The following is a 15,282-nucleotide window of genomic DNA, read 5'->3' as shown; positions in this document are numbered from 1 at the left end:
ACGCGCAGACCCGGCCTGGCCGCGTTCACACCTCGGGGTCGATCTTCGAGGAGAGGAAGAACAGACCGAAGGCGATCACCAGGAACAACGCCGCCAGCTCGCTGTCCCGCAGATACAGAACGACGGTCACGACGATGGAGGCGAGCCCGAGCAGGCCGGTGACACAGCCGAGGATCCGCCGGGGCCGGGCGGACGGCCCGGAGAGGTGGTCGAGGTCCGGGTCCTTCGCGTTCCGCCAATGCGGAAACGGCCCCGGCCGGTAGCGCCAGCCGTCCTCCCTCAGGCGCTGAACCTCCGGGTGGCTACGGGCGTGGCGCAGCGGGCGCGGCGCGAGCTGGCGCCAGGGCAGCCACGCCTGACGGGTGGCGATCCACACCAGTGCGGGAAGGCACGCCACCACGGCCCAGATGACCGAGTGGACCTTTCCGGACGGTGTGCTGGGCAGGATCCCCAGGAGCGCGTCCAACTCACCGCCGGCGGCGTAGGCGATCGGCGCGGCGATGGCAACCGCCAGCGTGGACTGCGCGATCGTATGGCCGCCATGGCACCGCTCGCACCGTGGCACCCGGACGCTGATGCTCTGCCACTTGGTGCGGACGCCCAGATACCAGGTGGGGCTGGACTCGACATCCCGGTGCAACCCGACGATGCGATCGTGCCGGGCGGCGGTGGTCTCGCCGGCGCAGAACCAGCACTGTCGCGGTCGCGTCATGAGCGTCTCCTGGATCCGGCATGCGTTCGGCGGCACATGAACCTACCGTGGCCATGGCCTGCACCACCCCTGGTCAGCCGAGCTGCTTCTCGATCTTCGAGAGCTGGAGTGCGGGCCACTTCTCCACCATCGCGTCCTCGTCCGCCTCGCTCACCTGGTCGCTCCCGTCCCAGACGATGGCCTCCACGACGACCGTCTCGACGCGGATCGCCAGGACCGTGACGCCCGGCGCCTCGAAGGACAGTGCCGCGTCCCCCAGATCGGACGAGTGCTCCTCGGCGCCCCGGATCTTGTGGATCTCTTCGCGGTTGGCGGCCACCAGTCCGTCCCAGGCCGCTTCCGCGGCGTCCTGGTCGTCGTAGGCGAGAACATCGGACTTGACCCGGAAGAACACGTTCTCCGACCGCTCGAGCACGACCATCCCCGCGCCGTGCAGGTGGCGGCACGCCCAGCCGTCGCCCTCCTCGCGCCATTTCCGGCACTGCTTGTCCAGGCCGGTGCCGGCCAGCACGGATCTCCCCTCCTTGTTGCCGGCCGGCACCGACAGGGCACCGGTGAGCCCGTCGTGCGGGACGAACCCCGGCAGGTCCCGCTTGGTCGGCAGTGCCGCGTCCATGTCCGCCGCGTCCAGCGTGGGGGCGGGCCACAGCAGATACGCGCCGAGCCCGGCCGCTGCCAGCACCGCGACCACCACTCCGACCAGCGCCCCGCGGCGCGTCATTCGAACCATGTCCGTCACCGTAAGGACAGGCGTCGGGACCGGTCCCCATCCTCATGCGGCCGAACCCATCGTGCGAGCCGGCTACTGGAATCCGCGGCCGGTGGAACGGACCGCGGCGCGCGCCCTCTTGACCCGCGCCCGGGTCGGCGAGACACCGTGAACGTCATCCGGCGACGAACATCCCCGGACCGAGTCCGTCATCGACACCCGACCACCACGGGAGCGCGCCATGCGTGATCTGACCAGCGACACCATCACCGATGCCGTGATCTCCGCCATGCGGGACACCGAGGACGCCCGCGTCGCGGAGATCCTGGAATCGCTGGTGCGGCACCTCCACGCCTTCGTCCGCGATGTCGGGCTGACGGAGGAGGAGTGGGCCCGGGGAGTGGACTTCCTGACGCGCACCGGGCAGATGTGCACATCGACACGCCAGGAGTTCATCCTGCTGTCCGATGTGCTGGGCATCACCACGCTGGTCGACTCCCTGAGCAACCGACGACCCACGGAAACCACCCAGAACAGCGTCCTGGGCCCCTTCTTCAGGGAGGACAGGCCGCACCACGCCGACGCCGCCGACATCTCCGGAGGTCTGCCCGGCACCCCGCTGTTCTTCGAGGGACGGGTCGTGAGCCGCGCGGGAGCGCCGGTGGCCGACGCGGCGGTGGACGTCTGGCACAGCGACGGGGACGGCCACTACGACGTGGAGGTGCCCGGCCAGGCCGACCCGGCCATGCGCGCGCTGTTCCGCACCGACGGGACGGGACACTTCGGGTTCCGTTCCATCCGCCCGTCCAGCTACCCGATCCCCGGCGACGGCCCGGTCGGCGAACTCCTGGGCGCCACCGGCAGGTCGCCGATGCGTCCCGCCCATGTGCACCTGCGGATCGAGGCCGAGGGCTTCCAGCGCGTGACCACCATGCTGTTCCCGTCGGACGACTCGTATCTGGACACGGATCCGGTGTTCGGGGTCAAGGAGTCGCTGATCACGTCCTATGACACCTACGAGGCCGGTGCCGGGCCCTGCCGCGAGCTGACCGACGAGCCGTACACCGTGCTGCGGCACACCTTCGTCCTCGAACCCCGCCCCGCGGACTCGCCCGGGTGACCACTTACTCCGCCGCGGCACGGCGCAGCAGCGGGGTGAGGCGGTGCGGCACCAGCTCGCGCATGGCCAGGGCCGTCGCCGTGCGTTCGATGCCGGGAACGGCGAGGATCCGCCCCGCGATCCGGTACAGGTCCTCCGCGTCCGCGGCGACCACCCGTACCAGCAGATCCGTCTCGCCGCTGAGGCCGAAGACCTCCACGACCTCGGCGATGCCCGCCAGTGCCTCGGACACCTCGGCCAGCCGGCGCTGATCGACCCGCGCGGTGACGAACGCGGTGAGCGGGTGGCCCAGGGCCTTCGGGGTGATCCGCCGCTCGAAGGAGCCCAGCGCGCCGCCCTGCTCCATTCTGGCCACCCGCGCCTGGACGGTGTTGCGGGACAGCCCCAGCTGCTCGGCCAGGGCGACGACGGTGGCCCGTGGCTGGGCGGCGAGGGCGAGCAGGATCCGCGCGTCGGTGGCGTCCACGCCTCGCTCACTGTTCATAGTGCTCAATCGACGTCCCTCATTCGACTCAGAGCATGAGCAGAATGCTCAACGAAAGAGCAGCATCTTGTGCAGCTGAAGAGCCATCTGTCTACTGACGGAGCACAAATTCAGTTTTCCCACGGCGTGGTGCGGACAGCGGAGGCGGTCGGTGATGGTCCTGGACCCGGAGCTGAGAGCGATCGGCGGCAACGACCCGGGCGGTGCCCGGGCGGAGGAGCTCGCCGTGCTGGAGGCGGTCGGGCAGCGGGTGCTGTGGCTGTCCACCGCGATCATCGACCACGCCAACCGGGTGCGGCCGAACCCCTCGGGGCTGAAGGTGGGCGGCCACCAGGCGTCCAGTGCCTCGATGTCCTCGATCATGACGGCGCTGTGGTTCCACGCGCTGACCGCCGAGGACCGGGTGTCGGTCAAACCCCATGCCTCACCCGTGCTGCACGCCATCAACTACCTGCTGGGCGAGTTGGACGAGTCCTATCTGACCACCCTGCGCGCCTTCGGCGGCCTCCAGAGCTACCCCAGCCGGGCCAAGGACCCCGACCCGGTCGACTACTCCACCGGTTCGGTCGGCATCGGCGCCACCGCCCCGCTGTGGGGCGCCCTCGCACGGCGCTATGTGGAGGGCCACTTCGGCGGGGCCGGGAGGGGACGGCAGTACTCCCTGCTGGGCGACGCGGAGCTGGACGAGGGCGCGATCTGGGAGGCCATTCAGGACCCGATGGTGCCCAGCCTGGGCGAGGCGGTCTGGGTCGTCGACCTGAACCGTCAGTCCCTGGACCGGGTCGTCCCCGGCATCGCCGCGGACCGGCTCCAGGGCATGTTCGCCGCGGCCGGATGGCAGGTCATCACCCTCAAGTACGGGCACGCGCTGCGGGAGTTGTTCGCGCGGCCGGGCGGCGAGGCCCTGCACGCCCGTATCGACGCCATGGACAACCCCGAATACCAACGCCTGCTGCGCTGCTCCGCCGACGAGCTGCGCGAGCGTCTGCCCGGCACCGGCTCGACCGCCGGACCGATCGCGGACCTCATCGCCCCTCTGGACGACGCCTCGCTGCTGGCGGCGCTGCGCAACCTGGGCGGGCATGACATCGGCGCGCTGATGGAAGCGTTCGACAGCGTCGACGACACCCGGCCGACCGTCATCTTCGCGTACACGGTGAAGGGCTACGGACTGCCCACCGAGGGCCACCCGCAGAACCACTCCTCGCTGCTGACCGCCGACCAGATGAGGACCCTGGCCGACCGGCTGGGAACGGACCCCGACCGGCCGTGGGCCGCCTTCGCCGCCGGATCGCCGGAAGCGGCCCGGTGCGCGGCGGCCGCCAGGCGGCTGCGCCGCCCCGGACACGCGGCGCGGCGGGCCCCCGAGGTCCCCGCCGACCTCGCCCGTCCGGCCCCGACCGGCTCCGGCAACACCCAGCAGGCCCTCGGACGTGTCCTGTTGGACCTCACCCGGCGGGCGCCGGAGGCGGCCGCCCGGATCGTGACCGTCAGCCCGGACGTCAGCTCCACCACCAACCTCGGCGGCTGGCTCAACAAGGTCGGTGTGTGGTCCCCGGCCGAGCGCCCCAACTGGTTCGCCGATGACGCCGAGACGATCCTGCACTGGCGGGAGCGGCCCACGGGCCAGCATGTGGAGCTGGGCATCGCGGAGACCAACCTGGTCGGTCTGCTCGGCGAGCTGGGTGCCACCTGGAGCCGCTGGGGCCAGCCGCTGCTGCCGATCGGCGTCGTCTACGACCCCTTCGTCAACCGGGCCCTGGAGCCGTGGTCGTTCGGCATCTACGCGGGCGGCCAGTCGATCCTGGTCGGCACGCCGTCCGGCGTCACCCTCGCCCCGGAGGGCGGCGCCCACCAGTCGATCACCACACCCTCGCTGGGCATCGAACAGCCCGGCTGCGTCACCTACGAGCCCGCGTTCGCGATCGACACCGAATGGTGTCTGCTCGACGCACTCGGCAACCTCGGTCGGCCGGACGGGAGTTCGGCCTACCTTCGGCTGTCCACCCGGCCCGTCGACCAGTCCGCGGCCGACGTGCCCGGCGACCCGGCCGCCCGTGAGCGCCGCCGCCGGCAGGTGACCGCGGGAGCGTACCGGCTGCGCCGCCACGAGAGGCCCGTGGTGACCCTCGCCGCGATGGGCGCCCTGATCCCCGAGGCCCTGGCTGCCGCCGACCGGCTGGCCGCCCTCGGCCACGGCGCCGACGTGGTCTGTGTGACCAGCCCGGACCTGCTCTTCCGCGCGCTTCAGGCCCGCCGCGGCCTGTCGCGGGACCCGAGCTGGATCCTCGACCAGGTCTTCCCCACCGACCGGGCCACACCGCTGGTCACCGTGTTGGACGGCCATCCGCACACACTGGCCTTCCTGAGCACGATCCAGAACACGCCCGTCACCACCCTCGGTGTGACGCGGTTCGGCCAGAGCGGTTCGATCGAGGACGTCTACCGCTACCACGGCATCGACACCGACAGCATCGTCACCGCCGCGCTGGACCTCGTCGACTGAGGCGGAGGTCAGTCCGCCCGGGCCCCGGCGGTGCCGAGGCCCGGGGACCGCCGGTCGGCTGCGGGCTCCGCGCGAACGACCGGGTGGCCGGGCGCGGGCATGTGGTGGGGGAACCCGATCCGGAGGAGGGCCGCCGCGACGGCGGACGCCAGCACGACGACGCCCGCGAGGAGCAGGGCCTGGTGGTACCCGTGGCGCAGCAGCGGGGTGGCGGCCAGTGGGCCGAGGATCTGGCCCACCGAGTATCCGGCCGTCAGCAGCGCGACCGCGCGGGGGAAGCGCAGATGCGCGCCGGTCGCCAGAGCGAGGGTGCTGACGCCGATGAACGTGGCGCCGAAGAGCACCGCGGAGATCAGCGCCGCGGCAACGCCACCGATCAGCGCGGGCAGGGCGATGCCGACCGCCTGGACGCCCAGCGCGGCCAGCAGAAGGCCGGGGCGGGACCAGCGCCGGCCCAGCCCAGCCCACAGCGCGGAGGACGGAATGGCCGCGAGGCCCACCAGCACCCAGGCGCCGCTGCCGATCCAGCCGGGAGAACTCTGCTCGATCGCGGCCACCAGGAAGGTGCCCGCGATGATGTAGCCGACGCCCTCCAGCGTGTACGAGGCGAGGAGCGCGGTGAACCAGCGATGGGTGCGCGGGCCGCCGGCCTGCCGCGCCGCTCCGGGCGCGGGAGCGGCGGACACCGGCGCGGGTGCGGGTTCGGGCCGCAGGAACCACGCGGGGAGGGCGAGCAGCGCGCTCAGCCCGGCGGCGGCCCACCACGTGGCCTGCCAGTCGGCGATCGTGCGCAGCGCCAGGACGAGCGACCCGGACAGGGCGATACCGGCCCCGACTCCGCCGAAGGCCCACCCGGGCAGATGGGCGGGATGGTCACGCAGATGACTGAGCAGGGAGCTGACGGCGATGACGAAGATCACCGCACTGACCACGCCCGCGCACAGCCGGAGCAGCAGCCATACAGCGGTGGCGCGGCTCAGTGGCATCCCGGCCAGCGACACCGCCAGTACCACCAGACAACTCCGCAGCACGGCGGGGGAGCGCACCAGACGTGGCAGGAAGGTCCCGGCGAGCGCACCGAGCAGATAGCCCACGTAGTTGGCGGTGGCGAGATGCGCACCCGTCGCGGCGGACAGCCCGGCCTGAACGTGCATCAGGGGAAGAATCGGCGTGTAGACGAAACGGCCGACCCCCATGCCCGCCCCCAGCGCTGCGGCGGCCTGCGCGACATGGGTCCAGGGTGAGTGACGTACGCCCCGGGAGCCGGTGGCGTACGGGCGCGGAGGTGCTGCGGTCACGATGTGTGGTCCCTTGACGGTCTGATGGTACGGAACCCTGGTGGCGCCCATGCGCGCCACCGGGAATCCCATGGCCTCAGACTGCGCCTGTCACCAGGGCGAATGCCACGATCGCCGTCCTCCCTCGTGGTAGGCCCAGCCTCTTACGGGCACCGCGCGCGCGGATGTGCGGATCCCTCCTCTCCTCGGCCTTGATGCCTCGGATGGGCCGGTCTGACCAGGGCATCTGTGTGACCGGCTGCCTCCCTTCTGGTAGGCGCTGCCTCCCACCACAGGTCACAGCCGTGCGGGGGAGGTGGGGCGCTCTCGCCGTCCCTGGATGTTTGTCGACCGGTCGTCTATGTTCGTCGAAAGGCCGGTGATCAGCGCCGGTCCGGACAACACCCCACCCCACTGGAGACAGTCACCATGAGCATTTCCGGTCAGAAGGTCGCCGTCATCACCGGCGCGTCCCAGGGCATCGGCGCGGGCCTGGTCGAGGCGTACCGCAAGCTCGGCTATGCCGTCGTCGCCACCTCACGCGGGATCGCCCCCTCTTCCGATCCCGAGACCCTCACCGTCCAGGGCGACATCGCCGACCCGGCCACCGCCGAGCGCGTGGCCGGTGCCGCCATCGAGCGCTTCGGCCGCATCGACACCCTGGTCAACAATGCCGGCGTCTTCGTCGCCAAGCCCTTCACCGAGTACACGCAGGCGGACTACGACGCGGTCACCGGCGTCAACCTCAGCGGTTTCTTCCGCATCACCCAGCTCGCCACCGAGCAGATGCTCCGCCAGGGCGGCGGACACATTGTCCAGATCACCACCAGCCTGGTCGACCACGCCCACTCCGCGGTCACCTCCGTACTGGCCTCCCTCACCAAGGGCGGACTCCAGTCGGCCACCAAGGCCCTGGCCATCGAATACGCCACCCGCGGCATACGCAGCAACGCTGTATCCCTCGGCATCATCAGGACGCCGATGCACCCGGCGGAGTACCACGACACCCTCGCCGCCCTCCACCCGGTCGGCCGGATGGGTGAGATCGGCGACATCGTCGACGCCGTCGTCTACCTGGAGAACGCCCCGTTCGTCACCGGCGAGATCCTCCACGTCGACGGCGGCCAGAGCGCCGGCCACTGACCCCCGACCGCCTGCCCGGGCGCCGGTACGGGGCGCCCGGGATGGAGCTGGACGTCACGGACGAGCACGCGGTGCGGACCGTGGTCGACCGGATCGAGCGCGGGATCGGCCCGATCGACGTGCTGATCAGCAATGCGGGGTACGGCGTGGAGGGGACGGTCGAGGAGTCCTCGATGGACGATCTGCGCCGCCAGTTCGACGTCAACGTCTACGGGACCGTGGCGGCCATCCGGGCCGTCCTGCCTTATCTGAGACGCCGCCGCGGTGGACACGTCGTCACCCTGTCGTCCATGGCCGGTCTCACCGCGCTGCCCGGAGTCGGCTTCTACGGCGCCAGCAAGCCAGCAAGTTCGCCATCGAGGGCATCTCTGCCTCGCTCGCCCAGGAGGTCGCCCAGTTCGGCATCCACGTCACCTCCCTGGCGCTCGGTTCCTTTCGCACCGACTGGGCCGGGCGCTCGATGGTCCGCGTTCCGCGCACCATCCCCGACTACGACGCCGTCTTCGAGCCCATCCGCGCCGCCCGCAAGGCCAAGGACGGCAACAGACCGGCGACCCGGCCCGCGCCGCCAAGGCCCTCCTGACCGTGCTGGACGCCGAAGACCCGCCCGTGCACCTGGTGCTCGGCAGTGATGCGCTGCGCTTGATCGAGCAGGGCCGGCAACGGCTCCAGGACGACATCGACGACTGGGCCCATCTGGCGGCTTCCACCGACTTCCCGACCGACCACTGAACCACTGGACACCACATGCCCCCTGTACCGTCGTCCCTGCCGGTCGACTTCTGGTTCGACCCCGTCTGCCCGTGGACCTGGCTGACCTCCCGCTGGATGCTGGAGGTCCGCAAGACCCGGCCCGTCGACATCACCTGGCACGTCATGAGTCTGGCGGTCCTCAACGAGACACGCCTGGACGAGTTGCCGGAACACATCCGCGACCTCATGGACCGGGCCTGGGCGCCGGTCCGCACCCTGATCGCGGCGCAGATCGCCTTCGGTGCCGACGCGCTGGAGCCCCTCTACACCGCTCTCGGCACCCGATACCACCTCAACCAGGAACCCAGGACACGCGCCACCATCGAAGCGGCGCTCGGCGATGCCGGGTTGCCTGCCGACCTCGCCGACGCCTCCACGCCCGGCTTCTACGAGATCAAGCGTAGCCGCGCCGCCGGCCCGCTCTTCGACTGAGCCCCGCCACCTGACGTGACACGCCGGGGCGCCGATGCCGGGGGAATCCGGTGCCGGCGCCCCGGCGTGCGGGTGCGCCGTCGTCGGGCGCATGATGGAGACAGCGGAAGCAACCGCGCCTGGGACCTGAATCCACCGAGCGGCCCCTCGGGAAAGCGGGCGCACTTCCACAGCGCACCTGCCCGGCGCCGCGGCCCGGATCGCACCTACCGCCTGAACCGGAGAGAGCGGTGGTCGAATGAACACCGTGCAGAAGGCCGCCATCGTCACCGGCGCTTCCCGGGGAATCGGCGCCGCCCTGGTCCCCGCCTACCGCGAGCTCGGCTACGCGGTTACCGCGACCGCCCGCTCCCTGGACGAGTCGAGCGATCCCAGTGTGCTGACCGTCAGTGGTGACGTGTCCGAGCCGGGCGTGGGCGCCCGTATCGTCGACGCGACCCTGGCCCGGTTCGGGCGGATCGACACGCTCGTCAACAACGCCGGGGTCTTCGTCTCCAAACCGTTCACCGACTTCACCGACGAGGACTATGACCTCGTGACCGGGGTCAACCTGCGCGGCTTCTTCGAGACTTCCCGCAGCGCCGTCGCCGCTATGCTCTCCCGGGACGGTGGCGGCCACGTGGTGAACCTTTCCACGAGCCTGGTCGACCACGCCAACTCACAGACGCCCTCAGCGCTCGCCTCGCTGACCAAAGGCGGACTGAACGCGGTCACCAGGGCGCTGGCGATCGAGTACGCGGCCCGTGGCATCCGGGTCAACACCGTCGCGCTGGGCACAATCCGCACTCCCATGCATCCGCCCGAGACGCAAGAGGCCCTCGCGGCGATGCACCCGCTCGGCCGGATGGGGGAGGTCGACGATGTGGTCAACGCGATCGTCTACCTCGAGAACGCCCCGTTCGTCACCGGCGAGATCGTGCACGTGGACGGCGGCCAGAACGCCGGACACTGAGTCAGCCGGTGACGCCGGCCCCACCCGGGTCATTGGGGTGCGGCTGAACGGCGGTGACCACCGCGGTCATCCAGGGCCACAGGGGCAGCGTACCGAGCACCTTCTCGTGCAACTCGGCCTCGTCGGCGGCCCGCCACAGACCGATGCTGCGCAGTTCACCCACCGGACGCCACAGCCTGGCCAGGTGGCCGGCGGCGGTCAGTTCGCCGGCCCGTACCGCCTCGGCCGCACGGCGACGGTCGACCTCGGCCGGGTCGGTGCCCTCGGGGACGGTGGTGGTGAGCTCGACCAGGAACTCTTTCATGGCTTTTCCCTCTCTCGGGCCCCTGCGGGGGGCGAGGCCGTGCGGCGCGCCCGGCCTGGCGTCGCGTGGATCGTCGCCGGCCTCAGTGATCAGCGACGATCCGGGAGACGTGGTACTGGCGGATCCGCCAACTGCCGTCCTCGTACTGGAGGACCAGAGACAGGTGCACCGGGGCCTCCCAGCCCGTCGGATCCCGGAAGGTGACGTCGGCGAAGCCACCGGCCACGTGCTCGCCGATCCGGTAGCCGTGGACGTCCCCGAGATGGGCCCTGCGGTAGTCCGGAACGGCCTCGTAGTAACCGCGCACCGCATCCCGGCCGGAGATCGTCTCGGGACCGAATCCCTGGAAGAGGGCGTCGGGTGTGAACAGGTCGGCCATGACGTCCGCCTGGTGGCTGTCGAAAGCGGTCTGCCAGCGCCTCAGCACCTCGTGCATCGGGTCGTTCGCCGCGTCAGTACTCATAGCGTCTGCTCCTCCAGCGGAGAGTGCGGGGCGGTCGTTCTCGGATGGTCAGTAGATGACCAGTCTAGTAAAAAGGTAGTCGATCGGTCGTATACTGGCAACATGGGACGGACGAGTGATGCCAGGGAAAAGATCCTCAGCGCTGCGCGGTCGCTCATCGAGCTGCGCGGTTACTCGGCTCTGGGGGTGGCCGAGATCTGTAAGGCGGCCGGAGTGCCGAAGGGCAGTTTCTACTACTTCTTCGAGTCCAAGGAGGCCCTCGCGCTGGCCGTGATCGACGAGCACTGGACCGCCCAGCGGCAGGACTGGACCCGCGTCCTGAACAGCGACGCGCGGCCGTTGGAACGGCTGCGGCAGCTGTTCGAGGAGACGGAGGCCGCCCAGCGCGCCGGCCAGCGGAGCTGCGGGACCGTTTCGGGCTGCATGTTCGGGAACCTCACCCTGGAGATGAGCAATCAGACCGAAGCCGTCCGCGAGCGGCTGCAAGAGATCTTCGAGACCCAGGTCGAGATGGTCGACTCGGCCATCGCCGAAGCCGTCGAGCGTGACGAGGTCACCGTCGCCGACACCCGCGAAGCCGCTCGGTCCGTGGTCGCGCAGCTCGAGGGCCAGGTCCTGTTCGCCAAGCTCTACAACAATGCTTCGCGGCTCAGCGCGGTGTGGCCGAACTGCCTGGCGTTGCTGGGAGCCCGCACACCGCAGGCATCGGTCGGCGCATGAGCCCTGCCACTGATCGGCTCATGGGTGCCGCCTCCCACCGCGGGTAGCATGGCGATCGTGGAGCTGCGCCAGTTGCGGTATTTCGTCGCGGTGGCCGAGGAGCTGAACTTCGGCCGGGCCGCGGAGCGGCTCCTTATCGCCGGTCCCTCCCTGTCCCAGCAGATCAAGGCGCTGGAACGGGACCTCGGTGTCCGGCTCTTCGACCGCGACCGCCGTTCGGTCGCCCTCACCCCGGCCGGAGCGGCCCTGCTCCCGCACACCCGGGAGCTGCTCGACCGCGCCGACGATCTCCGTAACCGCGCCGCGAGGATCGCGGGCTCGGAACCGGTCCGGCTCGGATATGTGAATTGGCTGCCCCCGGACCTGACCGACCGCGCCTCGTCCGTGGCGCGCCTGCACCTCGACGCATGGGTGGCGCCCTCCCATGCCCAGGCCGCCCGCGTCGCGGACGGTGGCCTCGACCTCGCGGTGTGCTGGATCCGCACGGACGATCTGGAGAAGCGCGGACTCAGCGCCCGGCTCATCGGCGCGGACCGGCTGTACGCCGTCTCCGCCGGGCCGGACACCGGCGAGGTCCGCGCCCGGGACACCATCGTCCTGCTGGACGACGACGCCACCACATGGGTGTCCTGGAACGACTACGCGGAGCGGCTGGCCGCCGCCACCGGCGCCACCGCGGTGCGTATCACGGACGGCGGTGTCACAGGCCCCGTGTTCTTCGACCACGTACGCCGGCACGGGCGGCCCATCCTCAACTCGCCCAAGGGCCAGACCACTCCACTGCCGCCCGATCTGGTCATGCGTCCCGTGGTCGAGCCGAAGGTCTATTGGACCTGGTCCCTCGTCTGGCGCCGGGAAGAACTCCGCCCGGCCGTACTGAGCGCCGTGGACGCCCTGACGGAAGACGTCGGCGACTTCGGCATCCACGCGCCGGACGCGTGGCTCCCCGACGGGGATCCGTACAAGCGGTAGTTCTCGTTTCGTCGGACCTTCGTGGGGGATGGCGTGGTCAGGCGGTGGTCACGGCGGCCGCGAGCATGTCGAGCGAGATCTGCCACAGCCGGGCCGCGTGCTGAGCGTCCAGTGCGTGGGCGGCCACTCCGCGCCGTACACCGGGCCGATGGGGCCCGGCCTCGTCGCAGTCCTCGAAGTACCGGCCGGTCACGCCCTCGGTCAGCGGGGAGGCGGCGAGCAGCACCGAGGTCGCGGCCCCCTGCTCGATGTTCTTCCAGGACACGTCGGTGCTGGTGGGATCGAACGAGGCGGGGCTGTGGGAGATGTCCCCGATGTGGCGGCCGAGCCGGGTGCTGGTGATGCGGCCGGGGTTGAGGGCGTTGACGGCGATCAGGTCCGACGCCCAGCGGCGGCTCGCCTCGACGGCGAACAGGACGTTGGCGGTCTTGGACTGGCTGTAGGCCGCCCACGGGTCGTAGGGGTGGCGCTCGAAGTTGATGTCGTCGAAGAGCACCTCGCCGTTGACGTGGCCGACCGAGCTGACCGCGACCACACGTGCGCCACGGGCTGCCGCCAGAGCGCCGTGCAGACCGGTCGCGAGGGCGAAGTGGCCGAGGTGGTTGGTGGCGAACTGCGTCTCCCAGCCCTCCTTCGTCCGCTGAAGTGGCGGGGCCATCACACCGGCATTGAGGACCAGGATGTGCAGTGGCCCATGCCAGGCATCGACGAAGGCGCGCACCGAGGCCTGGTCGGCGAGGTCGAGCATGGTGGCGTGCACCGTTCCCGGGCCGCTCGCCGGGGAGATCTCCTCGGCGGCCCGCCCACCCGCCGCCAGGTCGCGGACGCCGATGGTGACCTCGGCACCGGCGGCGGCCAGGACGCGTGCGGTTTCGCGTCCGATGCCGGAGGCCGCGCCGGTGACGAGGGCGCGCTTGCCGGTGAGGTCGACGCCGTCCAGGACCTCGGCGGCGGTGGTCCGGGCCCCGAAGGGGGTGGTGAGGAGGTGGTCGGTCATGGCGAACTCCAGGGAGATGGGGGCGTGGGGGCGAGCGCGCGGCCGGTGGCGCGGCGGGCGCGGGCCGTCGTACGCTCGTATCCGGAACGGGTTCCGGTTCGCTTTTCCGACAGTAAGCGGAACTGGTTCCGGTTGCAAGTGGTGGCGAGAGGAGACCCGGATTGACCGGCATCGAGGGGAACGCGGGGCGGCATCGCAGGCCGCTGCGCGCCGACGCGCAACGCAATGAGGACCGGCTGCTGGAGACGGCGGCGGCCGTCTTCGCCCGTGAGGGTGCGGGGGCCTCGGTCAAGGACATCGCCCGCGAGGCCGGTGTCGGCGTCGGCACGCTCTACCGCCGGTTCCCGTCCAAGGAGCTCCTGGTCGAGGCGGTCTACCGGCAGGAGGTGCGGCGCCTGTGCGAGGCGGCGCCGCACCTCGCCGCCACACTGCCCCCGGTGGACGCGCTGCGGACCTGGATGGAGCGCTTCATCGACTTCATGGCCGCCAAGAGCGGGATGGCCGACGCGCTGAGGGTGGTGCTGACCGACGACGGCGAGCGGCTCCAGACCCGGGCTCTTCTCGCCGAGGCGATCGACCATCTGCTGTCGGGGGAGGGCCGGTCGGTGGCGCGGCCGGAAGCCGATGCCCAGGACGTGTTGATGGCCCTCGGCGGGATCAGCCTCATGGCCGCCGGTGAGGACCGGCGCGACCTGGCCACCCGGCTCATCGACCTACTGCTGCGCGGCGTCGTGAGGAGCTGACACAGTCCGCGCTACCGGGACGATAGAGGTCCTTTGAACACTCGGTGGACCCACGCCGGGTGGCCAAAGGAGTGGCGCCATCGCGGGACGGTCCGGCGCCAGAGAGTAGTTGCGCATGTTTACCCAACAGTTTCTCCAGACTCAGCTCGCCTCCAGGATCCGCGCCGCACGCGCGGGGCATGACACGGAGGCACTGGACGCCCAGCCGCTCACCGCGGAACGGATGGCGGAGCTGGCCGCTGAGGCCGCGTCGGCGACGACGACCGTGACCGTCGTCCTGCGCCGGTTCGAGCCCCGGATCTACGCGGAATCGGTGCTGGGCTACGCGCTGAGCCTTCCGGACCCCCTGCGTGAGGCATGGCTCCGGGCCTACACCAGGACCGTGTTCCTGACCGGCAACCCGGCGAACCTCGCCACCCGATTCGACTTCCACCACACCAGCCGGGACGGCTCCATGGCGTGGACGGCGCCCGATGACTCGGGGGAGCGGTCACCGCTTCGCCGGCTGCTCAGACTGTTCCCCACGGCGGGGTTGCCGGCCCTCCCCGCCCGGCTGGAGGTGTCCGCGACGGCCTCGCCGGAACGGGACCCCCACGCACCGGTCCGCCGTGCGCGGCTGTACGCCGTCACGACCCGGGTGTCCCTGGCCGCCTACCTCGTCCACGTCCACCATGTCCTCGCCGAGGCCGTCATCACGAAGCTGATCGACGAGCACACCCGGCTGACGATCCACCACGTACCGCAACTCGATCCGTCGGACGGCCCCTTCGACATGCTGCGCGTCGTCCCCGACGCGGACGCGGACGCCTCCGGTGACGGTCCGGAGACCGCCGGCCCCGGCCGGCTGCGCGCCTGCGCGGGACTCTCCCTCGGCGGCGGGGTCCGGGCCCTGACGTGACGCCTCGCCGCCGCCGGCGCTATCGAGGCGATACATCGCGCTCGGATACTCGGTAAATCCAAGTGAACGAGCGAAGGAGGAACTAATGCCCGAAACG

Annotated in this window: 17 protein-coding genes and 2 pseudogenes; 12 read left to right on the top strand and 7 right to left on the bottom strand. The window is 70.9% G+C overall.

The window, feature by feature from the left end; genetic code table 11:
* Positions 1–25: 25 nt before the first annotated feature.
* Positions 26–712 (bottom strand): hypothetical protein, encoded by a 687-nt coding sequence (locus ACT2CW_RS19300; RefSeq protein ID WP_445517522.1) that lies wholly within the window; start codon positions 710–712, stop codon positions 26–28.
* Positions 713–785: 73 nt separating this feature from the next.
* On the bottom strand, positions 786–1,442 hold the full coding sequence (locus ACT2CW_RS19295) for a hypothetical protein (protein WP_445517521.1): 657 nt from the start codon (positions 1,440–1,442) through the stop codon (positions 786–788).
* A 220-nt stretch (positions 1,443–1,662) separates the two neighbouring features.
* Between ACT2CW_RS19295 and ACT2CW_RS19290 the strand changes: the two genes are divergently transcribed.
* Entirely contained in the window at positions 1,663–2,541 is an 879-nt protein-coding gene (locus ACT2CW_RS19290; protein WP_414083662.1) for a dioxygenase family protein, read from the top strand.
* Positions 2,542–2,545: 4 nt separating this feature from the next.
* On the opposite strand, the gene ACT2CW_RS19285 is transcribed toward ACT2CW_RS19290, so the two are convergent.
* Positions 2,546–3,025 (bottom strand): Lrp/AsnC family transcriptional regulator, encoded by a 480-nt coding sequence (locus tag ACT2CW_RS19285; protein WP_037965986.1) that lies wholly within the window; start codon positions 3,023–3,025, stop codon positions 2,546–2,548.
* A 154-nt stretch (positions 3,026–3,179) separates the two neighbouring features.
* Here ACT2CW_RS19285 and ACT2CW_RS19280 point away from each other — a divergent pair, with 154 nt between their 5' ends.
* On the top strand, positions 3,180–5,531 hold the full coding sequence (locus ACT2CW_RS19280) for a transketolase-like TK C-terminal-containing protein (protein ID WP_445517520.1): 2,352 nt from the start codon (positions 3,180–3,182) through the stop codon (positions 5,529–5,531).
* A gap of 8 nt (positions 5,532–5,539) precedes the next feature.
* Here ACT2CW_RS19280 and ACT2CW_RS19275 read toward each other — a convergent pair whose 3' ends face one another.
* Positions 5,540–6,727: a YbfB/YjiJ family MFS transporter gene (locus tag ACT2CW_RS19275; RefSeq protein WP_445517737.1), complete on the bottom strand. Its 1,188-nt coding sequence runs from the start codon at positions 6,725–6,727 to the stop codon at positions 5,540–5,542.
* A gap of 510 nt (positions 6,728–7,237) precedes the next feature.
* Between ACT2CW_RS19275 and ACT2CW_RS19270 the strand changes: the two genes are divergently transcribed.
* From ACT2CW_RS19270 to ACT2CW_RS19245, 6 genes and pseudogenes are all read left to right on the top strand, one after another.
* Positions 7,238–7,951, top strand: a complete 714-nt coding sequence (locus ACT2CW_RS19270) for an SDR family NAD(P)-dependent oxidoreductase (RefSeq protein WP_182468325.1) — start codon at positions 7,238–7,240, stop codon at positions 7,949–7,951.
* A 41-nt stretch (positions 7,952–7,992) separates the two neighbouring features.
* A pseudogene (locus ACT2CW_RS19265) lies at positions 7,993–8,238 on the top strand (SDR family NAD(P)-dependent oxidoreductase); the annotation flags it as partial.
* Positions 8,239–8,411: 173 nt separating this feature from the next.
* Positions 8,412–8,534, top strand: coding sequence for a hypothetical protein (locus tag ACT2CW_RS19260; RefSeq protein WP_445517748.1), 123 nt, complete (start codon positions 8,412–8,414; stop codon positions 8,532–8,534).
* 2 nt (positions 8,535–8,536) lie between these two features.
* Entirely contained in the window at positions 8,537–8,683 is a 147-nt protein-coding gene (locus tag ACT2CW_RS19255) for a hypothetical protein (RefSeq protein WP_445517747.1), read from the top strand.
* A gap of 15 nt (positions 8,684–8,698) precedes the next feature.
* Positions 8,699–9,121: pseudogene (locus tag ACT2CW_RS19250) on the top strand (mycothiol-dependent nitroreductase Rv2466c family protein); the annotation flags it as partial.
* 253 nt (positions 9,122–9,374) lie between these two features.
* Positions 9,375–10,088 carry an SDR family NAD(P)-dependent oxidoreductase gene (locus ACT2CW_RS19245; RefSeq protein ID WP_445517519.1) on the top strand — a complete coding sequence of 238 codons (714 nt, stop codon included), beginning with the start codon at positions 9,375–9,377 and terminating at the stop codon, positions 10,086–10,088.
* A gap of 1 nt (position 10,089) precedes the next feature.
* On the opposite strand, the gene ACT2CW_RS19240 is transcribed toward ACT2CW_RS19245, so the two are convergent.
* Together ACT2CW_RS19240 and ACT2CW_RS19235 are read right to left on the bottom strand one after the other, a co-directional pair.
* On the bottom strand, positions 10,090–10,392 hold the full coding sequence (locus ACT2CW_RS19240) for a muconolactone Delta-isomerase family protein (RefSeq protein WP_445517518.1): 303 nt from the start codon (positions 10,390–10,392) through the stop codon (positions 10,090–10,092).
* Positions 10,393–10,474: 82 nt separating this feature from the next.
* Positions 10,475–10,855 carry an SgcJ/EcaC family oxidoreductase gene (locus ACT2CW_RS19235; protein ID WP_445517517.1) on the bottom strand — a complete coding sequence of 127 codons (381 nt, stop codon included), beginning with the start codon at positions 10,853–10,855 and terminating at the stop codon, positions 10,475–10,477.
* Positions 10,856–10,957: 102 nt separating this feature from the next.
* Between ACT2CW_RS19235 and ACT2CW_RS19230 the strand changes: the two genes are divergently transcribed.
* Together ACT2CW_RS19230 and ACT2CW_RS19225 are read left to right on the top strand one after the other, a co-directional pair.
* Positions 10,958–11,575: a TetR/AcrR family transcriptional regulator gene (locus ACT2CW_RS19230; protein WP_445517516.1), complete on the top strand. Its 618-nt coding sequence runs from the start codon at positions 10,958–10,960 to the stop codon at positions 11,573–11,575.
* Between the two features lie 48 nt (positions 11,576–11,623).
* Positions 11,624–12,547, top strand: a complete 924-nt coding sequence (locus ACT2CW_RS19225; protein ID WP_445517515.1) for a LysR family transcriptional regulator — start codon at positions 11,624–11,626, stop codon at positions 12,545–12,547.
* A 37-nt stretch (positions 12,548–12,584) separates the two neighbouring features.
* Here the strand turns inward: ACT2CW_RS19225 and ACT2CW_RS19220 are convergent, their stop codons facing one another.
* Positions 12,585–13,544 (bottom strand): SDR family NAD(P)-dependent oxidoreductase, encoded by a 960-nt coding sequence (locus tag ACT2CW_RS19220; protein WP_445517514.1) that lies wholly within the window; start codon positions 13,542–13,544, stop codon positions 12,585–12,587.
* Positions 13,545–13,705: 161 nt separating this feature from the next.
* Between ACT2CW_RS19220 and ACT2CW_RS19215 the strand changes: the two genes are divergently transcribed.
* Complete coding sequence (locus ACT2CW_RS19215; RefSeq protein ID WP_445517513.1) at positions 13,706–14,287, top strand: TetR/AcrR family transcriptional regulator; 582 nt, start codon at positions 13,706–13,708, stop codon at positions 14,285–14,287.
* A gap of 115 nt (positions 14,288–14,402) precedes the next feature.
* On the top strand, positions 14,403–15,185 hold the full coding sequence (locus tag ACT2CW_RS19210; protein WP_445517512.1) for a DUF6182 family protein: 783 nt from the start codon (positions 14,403–14,405) through the stop codon (positions 15,183–15,185).
* The last annotated feature ends 97 nt before the right edge of the window (positions 15,186–15,282 follow it).

This window comes from Streptomyces sp. NEAU-174, from assembly GCF_052665095.1.
This window is presented reverse-complemented; position numbering and strand designations above follow the sequence as displayed.